Annotated in this window: 5 protein-coding genes; 1 reads left to right on the top strand and 4 read right to left on the bottom strand. The window is 66.5% G+C overall.

The genetic code is table 11. The annotated features are described in order from the left end of the window. Positions 1-601 precede the first annotated feature (601 nt). On the top strand, positions 602-3688 hold the full coding sequence (locus C1933_RS08870) for a TonB-dependent receptor (RefSeq protein WP_108752954.1): 3087 nt from the start codon (positions 602-604) through the stop codon (positions 3686-3688). A gap of 73 nt (positions 3689-3761) precedes the next feature. Here C1933_RS08870 and C1933_RS08865 read toward each other — a convergent pair whose 3' ends face one another. The 4 genes from C1933_RS08865 to C1933_RS08850 all read right to left on the bottom strand — a co-directional run bounded on the left by C1933_RS08865 (position 3762) and on the right by C1933_RS08850 (position 6965). Further along, on the bottom strand, positions 3762-4520 hold the full coding sequence (locus C1933_RS08865; protein ID WP_108752953.1) for a copper homeostasis protein CutC: 759 nt from the start codon (positions 4518-4520) through the stop codon (positions 3762-3764). Continuing rightward, positions 4517-5515, bottom strand: a complete 999-nt coding sequence (locus C1933_RS08860) for a N(4)-(beta-N-acetylglucosaminyl)-L-asparaginase (RefSeq protein ID WP_108752952.1) — start codon at positions 5513-5515, stop codon at positions 4517-4519. The genes C1933_RS08865 and C1933_RS08860 overlap by 4 nt, the downstream gene beginning before the upstream one ends. Before the next feature lie 51 nt (positions 5516-5566). Then, the gene (locus C1933_RS08855) at positions 5567-6589 is read right to left on the bottom strand and encodes a glucokinase (RefSeq protein ID WP_108752951.1); all 1023 of its coding nucleotides are present in this window, start codon (positions 6587-6589) and stop codon (positions 5567-5569) included. Positions 6590-6680: 91 nt separating this feature from the next. Beyond that, positions 6681-6965 carry a hypothetical protein gene (locus C1933_RS08850; protein ID WP_108749468.1) on the bottom strand — a complete coding sequence of 95 codons (285 nt, stop codon included), beginning with the start codon at positions 6963-6965 and terminating at the stop codon, positions 6681-6683. Positions 6966-6983: the final 18 nt, after the last annotated feature.

The raw sequence follows: 6983 nt of genomic DNA, 5'->3' as shown, positions 1-6983 counted from the left end.
TCATCCTCAACGCCCGCGTGCGCGACGCTGAAAGCGGACCGATCCCCGCTTGAGGCAAGCCCAGGGCGCACGGCAGCGGCTGCCGGCCGGCAGCCGGCTTTGCCGTGCCTGTCTGCCAGACGGCCAAAATCCCATCCCACAACACAGTTGCTCCAAGGATGGATTCACGGCGTGTCCTGCAAGCCCACACCGCCCCGCCAAGCCACGGATAGCCCGCTTTTGAAGTTGAAGTTGAAGTTGACGTTGCCCTGGCTTCCAGTAGGTGCAGGGCTGCAAGCCCTGCCGAACACCCCCCTCCCCTTTGCGCATGTAAACGATTCCAGTGTGTTTCAGCGAAACATCATTCGGCCGACACGTCCCTGCAATATTGCGCAGCAGCATGCGCAGACCCTCTGGCCATGCTAAAAATCGCCCCGCCATCGCTTAGATCGATCCAAGCGGATCCCATGGGATGGCCCGGCGTTGGGGACCGGCACAGGACGTACCCGAACAACAGCGCGCCGCCCAGGCAGCCGCGCGGCATCAGCAAAATCGGCACCGCAGATTAGATCGATTCAAGTTTCCGCGACAGTCACCGGATCAATCCATGAGAGAGGGAGAGATGGCAATCAAGCATTCAACTCGTACGCACGGCCGCGACGCCTTGTCGTTCGCCGTCGCACTGGCCCTGGCCGCAGCCGTCGCGCCGACCGGCGCCGCTGCCCAGCAGGCCAGCGCACAACCGACCACCGGCAGCGCCGACGCCACCACGCTGGACAGCGTGCAGGTCACCGGCTACCGCTATGCGATCGAGAAGAGCCTGCAGCAGAAGCGCGACGCCAACGCCGTGGTCGAAGTGATCACCGCCGAGGACGTCGGCAAGTTCCCCGACAAGAACGTTGCCGACTCGTTGCAGCGCGTGCCCGGCGTGGTCATCACCCGCGACGGTGGCGAAGGCAAGAGCGTCAGCGTGCGCGGCCTCGACCCCGACCTGACCTTGACCCAATTGAACGGCAACTACATCGCCACCTCCGAAACCAATGACGAGGCCAGCCGTTCGTTCAACTACACCCTGCTGCCGTCGAACATGCTGTCCAGCGCCGAGCTGTTCAAATCGCCGGAAGCACGCATTGACGAAGGCGGCATCGGCGGCACGGTCATCCTGCATACCCGCCGCCCGCTGGAGATGGAATCCAACTCCGGCTACGTGACCCTGGAAGGCGTCTCCTCCGACACCCACCAGGATGTCGACCCGCAGGCGTCGGCGCTGTACTCGTGGCACAGCAAGGACGAGCGCTTCGGTGTGCTGGTGGGCGTGACCCAGCAGAAGCGCACCAGCCGCACCATGGAGGTGACCACTGAGAACTACCAGTGGTACGGCACCGATGTCGATGCCCGTGATGTCAACGGCAACGCCCTCACCCAGGGCGGCATCAACTACTGGTGGGGCAACTCCGGCTTCAACGATCAGTTCGGGCGCAACTACAGCGACTTCTTCATGCCCACCTCGGTGAACTTCGCGGTGAAGGAAGAGAAGCGCGAGCGCAAGGGCGGCCAGCTGACCTTCCAGTTCAAGCCGGTCGACAACCTGACCCTGACCGCCAACTACTTCCGCTTCCAGCTGGACGGCGACTACACGCAGAACATGCTGAAAGTGCCCGAGTGGAACATGGCGCGCTACAACGGTGACGGCAACTGGGCCGGCGGCCGCCTGCTCAACGGCCTCAGCTTCGACCCCAGTGGCACCGTGGTTACCGGCGCACAGTTCGAAAAGCTGGCCGGCAAGACCTACTACTGCAGCGAAGACGAAGCCGCTGCCGCAGGCCTGGCCCCGGGCGGCTGGGGACCGGACGACTGCACCATTCCCACCCCGCAGCTGACCGGTGGCTACAGCCGCGAAAAGGCGCTCTCGCAGACCGCCGACCTGACCATCGACTGGGACATCAGCCCGCTGTGGAAGGCCTCCTTCAGCGGTGGCCGCACCTGGTCCGAGGGTGGACCGTCGATGAACTTCCGCATGTCGGCCAAGCCGCGCCGCCGCGTCAACGGCGTGTGGGAATCGGGCAACCAATACACCGCGTGGGACCTGACCGGTACCCCGTCGCTGACCGTCTCGCCGAACCTGCAGGAGGTGCTGATGAATGGCATCGCCGAGGTCGACACCGGTTCCACCGATTCGTCGTGGATGCAGACCGAGGTCGAGCAGAACCACTTCCAGGCCGATGTCACCAAGATGTTCGAAAGCGGCTGGCTGGACTCGATCCAGTTCGGCGCCAAGTACCGTGATGGCAAGGTCCACCGCAACACCGGCAACACCTACTGGGTGTGCCAGGGCGCCGACCCGGCCGACTATGACAGCCGCTACCAGGCGGGCTGTGACAACACTGCCGGCATCGCCCAGCCCGGCTTCTTCCTGTCCAACCCGATCAGCGGCATCGCCGGTGGCTTCAACGCGAATGTATTCCCGGGCATCAACTTCCCGTCGTACATCGACTACCTGAACTCCACCTACGGTTCGTCGCACAACCGCGTTGAGGACGATTTCGTCTACAACGTCAACGAGAAGATCTACTCCGGCTACTTCCAGGCCAACTTCCGTACCGAGCGCCTGCGCGGCAACGTCGGTGTGCGCGTGGTGCGCACCAAGCAGTTCGCCCAGTCCAGCGACTCGATCGAACGCTTCAACGATTACTTCCTGGACAACGCCTCCGGCGCGCCGATGTCCTGCGATGATCCGGCGGCGGCCGCCTTCCCGACCTATGGTTGCGAAAGCGGCTTCGTGCGCCTGCCCGATGCCCTGGCACGCGAGAAGAGCTACGAGCTGATCGGTTCGGACCGCACCTACACCGACGTGCTGCCCAGCTTCAACATTGCCTGGGACATCACCGACAACCTGGTGCTGCGTGGCGCCGCGTCGAAGGTGGTGGCACGGCCGAGCTACACCAGCATTGCCGCACCGGGCAGCCTGAGCTACTACAGCCCCGAGTACGTCAATGACCGCCGCGTTGCCGGCGGTGCACCGACCGAAGGCTGGGCCGGCAATGGCAGCAACAAGAACCTGGAAGCCTTCGAAGCGACCCAGTACGACCTGGGCGTGGAGTGGTACTTCATGCCGGGCGCGGTCGCCGGCGTCGGCCTGTTCCGCAAGGACATCAGCAACTTCACCGTGCCGATCGTGCGTGACGTGCAGATGGAAGTCGGCGGCGAAATGGTGACGGTGCAGAACTACAGCACCCAGGCCAACGGCCGCGATGCAGTGTCGCAGGGCGTGGAACTGTACGGCCAGTACACCTTCGACTTCGGCCTGGGCGTGCAGGCCAACTACACCTACAACGACACCAACCTGGCCTCGATCGAGCTCAATGGCGAGAACCTGGGTGCATCGCCGCTGGTGGGCAGTGCCAAGAACCAGGCCAACCTGACGGTGTTCTACGAAACCGACCGGTTCCTGGCCCGCGCCTCGTACAACCGCCGTGGTGAAGTGGTCGGCGGCCTGGTCAACGGCATGACCCAGTACACCGAGCCGTACGACCAGCTGGATCTGAACGTGGCCTACAACTTCACCGAAGCGCTGACCTTCACCGCCTCGGTGCTCAATGCCACCAAGTCGGAACAGCGCGTCTACCTGGGCAACGACACCCAGTCGCGCCTGATCTCCAACCTGTATTCGGGCCGTCAGATCTACTTCGGCGCGACCTACAAGTTCTAAGCCCTGCCGGGGTCGGAGCCCTTCTGCGAAGGGATCCGACCCCGTTCAACGGTCCTCCACGGCAGCTGCGCTTTCACAGGTGGCTGCCGTTTTTATGCGCACCTTCGTCCAGCGCCTTGCGCAGTGCCGCCACCGTGGCGGTGCTGGTCTGGTGCCAATCCGGGTCGAGCCCGCGCAGCAGTGGGTTCTGGAACTGCATGGCCGAACGCCGCAGGCCCTTGGCCGATGCATGCAGTTCGCTGCAGCCGGTCAGCCGCGCGATCCTGGCGATGTTGGCCGGGCCGATGCCTGCGCCCGCCATCACGCAAATGCGCCCTGCCGCCTGCGCCACCAGCGCGGCCAGCATGCTGCTGCCGGCTTCGGCGCTCACCTGCCCGCCTGAACTGAGCACCCGCGTGCAGCCCAGGTCGATCACCTGTTGCAGGGCCGCGGGAAGATCGCGTGCGGCATCGAACGCGCGATGGAAGGTGACCTGCAACGGCCCCGCCGCCTGCACCAGTTCGCGGCACAGCGGCATGTCGATGCCACCGTGCACATCCAGCGCACCAATCACCACGCCATCGCAGCCCAGCGCACGGCACTGCGCGATGTCACGCAGCATCAGCTCGGTTTCCAGCGCGTCGTAATGGAAATCGCCCGGGCGCGGCCGCACCAGCACGAACAAGGGAATCTGCAGGCGCTCGCGTGCGATGGCGATGCTGGCGAACGACGGCGTGGTGCCGCCCTCGCCCAGGTTGTCGAACAGCTCGATGCGGTCGGCGCCACCGGCCTGCGCGGCCAGCGCAGATGCCAGTGAATTGCTGGCGATCTCCAGCGTCAGCGCGGCGCTCACGTCTGGCTGCTCGTGTAGATCGACGGCGAATCGCGCAGGTCGTCCTGGCGCTGGCCATCGCATACCGCATAGACGAAGCCGCGATGCAGCGCGTACGCGCCCACTTCGCCCTGCTTGTTCATTGCCAGGAAGCACACCTGCAGCGTGCGGCTGGCTTCGGGGCGCTTGCGCACCACCCGGTCGATCGCTTCACGGCAGGCCTGCGCAGGCGTGCGCCCCTGCCGCATCAGCTCGACGACCAGGAACGAGGCAGCGTTGCGGATCATCTCCTCGCCCACGCCCGAGGCGGTGGCGGCGCCCACTTCGTTGTCCACGTACAGGCCGGCACCGATGATCGGGCTGTCGCCTACGCGCCCGTGCAGCTTCCAAGCCATGCCGCTGGTGGTGCAGGCCCCGGCAAGATGCCCCTTGGCGTCCAGCGCCAGCATGCCGATGGTGTCGTGGTTGTCGCTGTTGCCGGGGATGCCACGGCGCTCGGCGTTGATCTGCGGCTGGTACTGCTCGGTCTTCAACCATTCGCGCCAGGCCGCCTCGGCCTGCGGGGTGAGCAGCCGCTTGCGCTCGAAGCCCTGCTGCACCGCGAACTGCTGGGCACCGTCACCCACCAGCAGTACATGCGGGCTGTTTTCCATCACCCTGCGCGCCACCGACACCGGGTGCGCGATGTCCACCAGGGCAGCCACCGCGCCGCAGCGGCCATCGCCATCCATGATGCTGGCATCCAGGCTCAATACCCCGTCGCGATCGGGGTTGCCGCAATGGCCGACGGTGGGATTGCACAGTTCGCTTTCGGCCCAGCGTGCGCCGGCTTCCACCGCGTCCAGCGCGCTGCCGCCCTGGCCCAGTACCTTCCACGCGGCCTGGTTGGCCGGCACGCCGAAGTCCCACGTTGAAACGACCTTCGCCCCGCCCTGGGTGCGCGCCTGCACACCCGGCAAGGCGGCCATGCCTGCGGCCAATGCACCGGCCTGCAGGAACTGCCTGCGATCCACCATGTTGCCCTCCCCTTGCAGAAAGCGATGCCGGCCGCGGGCCGGCTGCGTGATTCAGCCCCCGCGCGGCAGCCGCGCCGCGTGCCAGACGGCCGCGCCGAGCACGCCCAGCTGGCCATGTTCCACCCGCCACACCGGCACCTGGCGCAGCACATCGGCCAGCACGCCCTTGTTGAGGAAGCGCTCGCGGAAACGCCCGTCGGCCAGGAAATCCTGCACGTGGGCGGAAATGCCGCCGGCCAGGTACACCGAGCGCGCACCTACGGCAATGGCCGCATCGCCCGCCAGGCTGCCCAGCCACGCGCAGAACACCTGCAGGGTTTCCACCGCCACCGCATCCTCGCCACTGCGCGCGGCGCCGATCAGCGCTTCGGTGGTCGACCACTGCGGTGCAACCCCGCGCAGTTCGCACAGGCACGGGTACAGGTTCAGCAGCCCGCTGCCGGACAGCACCCGTTCGTTGTCCACGTGCGGCCAGCGCTGCAGCAGCTTGGCCAGCACCTGCAGTTCCAGCGCGGTGCCAGCCCCCAGCGCGGCGTGGCCCAGTTCACTGGCCAGCACCGGGCGGTCGCCATCGGCAAAGCGCAGCGCTGCGCCCAGGCCGGTGCCCGCGCCCAGCACCAGCGCCGGGAACGCCTGCGCCGGGTCGCCCGGGCCGTTCAGCGGCACCAGCGTTTCCGGCTGCAGGTAGGGCACGGCCAGCGCCACGGCCTCGAAATCGTTGATCAGCTGCAGTTCGCCCAGGCCCGACTGCGCGCGCGTGGCCGACAGCGAAACGGTCCACGGCAGGTTGGCGTTGATCAGCACATCGCCATCGAGCACGCCGGCAATGGCCACCACCGCGCTGTGCGCGGGCGGGTCCAGGCTGGCACTGAAGTCGGCCAGGATCGCTGCCAGGCTGGCGTGGTCGGCGCAGGCGTAGGTGCGGTAGCCGCCCAGGCGCGGGGTCTGGCCAGGCACCAGATGGGCCACCGCGACACGGGCGAAGGTGCCGCCCACATCGGCCACTACCACGCTGTGCGAAACGCCGGCGCCGCTGGCGTCGGAGGAAGACGGGTCTACTGCTGCGACGTTCACACGGGCCTGCTTGAATCGACGGATCGGCGTCGATTCTCGGGCATCCCAGCGGCTTTGCCAACGCTGCGGCAATGCCCCGCCCGGCAGCGTCTTACATGCCTTCCTGCTCGGCCACCTGCACGCCGTCCACCAGCACGCGCAGGCGCTGCGGACGGAAGCCGGCGAACAAGAGCGGCCGAGTGCGTTCCACCAGCACCTGGTGGCCGGCGATATGGCGCAGCCAGGACTGCACCAGCGAGAACGAAAAATGCGTGCCCGGGTGCAGCGGGTGCTGCACCCACACCGTTTCGCTGGCGCTGCGCAGCTGCATGGCACCACTGAACCAGTGGCGGCTGAGGGTGACCGGCGTGGTGCCGGCCATGAAGCGGATTTCCATGGCGCGTCCTTTCGTCGT

It is taken from the genome of Stenotrophomonas sp. ZAC14D2_NAIMI4_6 (genome assembly GCF_003086875.1).
In the GTDB taxonomy this organism is placed as follows: domain Bacteria; phylum Pseudomonadota; class Gammaproteobacteria; order Xanthomonadales; family Xanthomonadaceae; genus Stenotrophomonas.
Note: the sequence above shows the minus strand (reverse complement) of the source record. Positions and strands in the feature narration are given on the sequence as shown.